Source organism: Paenacidovorax caeni (genome assembly GCF_001298675.1).
GTDB lineage: Bacteria > Pseudomonadota > Gammaproteobacteria > Burkholderiales > Burkholderiaceae_C > Paenacidovorax > Paenacidovorax caeni.
On sequence record NZ_CYIG01000133.1, the window covers coordinates 1 to 1,050 of the forward strand.

2 protein-coding genes are annotated in these 1,050 nt (G+C 51.5%); one reads left to right on the forward strand and one right to left on the reverse strand.

Features of this window, described 5'->3' with window-relative positions; translation table 11 throughout:
• Positions 1-159: 159 nt before the first annotated feature.
• A complete protein-coding gene (locus tag BN2503_RS20415; RefSeq protein ID WP_148639793.1) occupies positions 160-594 on the forward strand; it encodes a hypothetical protein in 435 nt (144 codons plus the stop codon).
• An 82-nt stretch (positions 595-676) separates the two neighbouring features.
• Here BN2503_RS20415 and BN2503_RS19095 read toward each other — a convergent pair whose 3' ends face one another.
• Entirely contained in the window at positions 677-901 is a 225-nt protein-coding gene (locus BN2503_RS19095; RefSeq protein WP_054258148.1) for a helix-turn-helix domain-containing protein, read from the reverse strand.
• Positions 902-1,050: the final 149 nt, after the last annotated feature.

The window sequence follows — 1,050 nt, forward strand, 5'->3', positions numbered from 1 at the left end:
CAATGGATGAAACCGACCACGGTTTGACGCCACGAATCGCAGATTTGAAAGTGAACAGGAAAGTCAATGAAATCAACGATCTACCAACACCACCTCCGCGCCAGTGCTAGCTTTTCGTACCGTCACTTATTGCACTGAAAACGAGGAGACCCCAATTACTTGCGTTTCCCCGTTGTTCTGAATGAAGCGTACCCAGATCTGCATGCAGAAATGGAGCGCACCCCGGTGCGTTTGCGGGCAGAACGATTGCGGGCATTGGCGACACTGGGTCTGCATGCTGTCGCGATGGCTTCGGAGGCCAAATCGGGTGCGCCCGCTTTAACTTCCGAGCCGGTAGTACAGGTCGCGCCGGTAGTGCCAATAGCCAAAGAGACTATTGCGCAGCCAATAATCCAGGCTACAAGCCAGGTCGAAGCAGAGCATCAAAAGCCCGCTGTGCTACCAGTGCAGTCTTCCGCCGAGGTTCCTGAAGCGGTAGCGCATAAGCCTGACACACCGATGCCTGAGCAGGAGGAGCTTAAACCGAATGCCGAACCCATCCGACCCAAGAAGAACTCAAGGGTCTCCAGCTTTGCTAAATCACTTGGCATTTGAATCTGCAGCGTCTCAGCCGCCATCGCTGGTTGCTAAATAAAAAAGCCCGCTTCGGCGGGCTTTTTTGTGTGCGGCTGTTGCTTCAGTAGGTGCTCTCTTCGCAAAGCGCAAGGAGGTATTGAGACTGGTTGAGGCTCGGGGTGTCCAATTGGTACCCCGGCAGGCGAGAGATCTGGAACGGGTCGTAGAACTTTTCGCCAGCCAGCTTCTTGCTTTCGATCAATCCATCCTCTTCCATTTGCGCAACGTAACTGGGCGGGACGCCAAGGCGGTATGCAACTTCTTCCGTTTTGATCAGATCCAGCATGTGTTAACTCCTATTTGTTTTGATAATAGCAGCAATGTTTTCTGAATACAAGATATTTTCAATCAGTTCTATGCAGTGTTGCATAGAGGAGATTATTATTTCTTGGAATTGTCGGCAGCATTGAATGCATCTCTCCAGGCTTGTCGCTT

Coding starts and splice junctions, on each gene's coding strand:
- BN2503_RS19095 (WP_054258148.1), bottom strand. CDS start 901: ATGCTGGATCTGATCAAAACGGAAGAAGTTGCATACCGCCTTGGCGTC.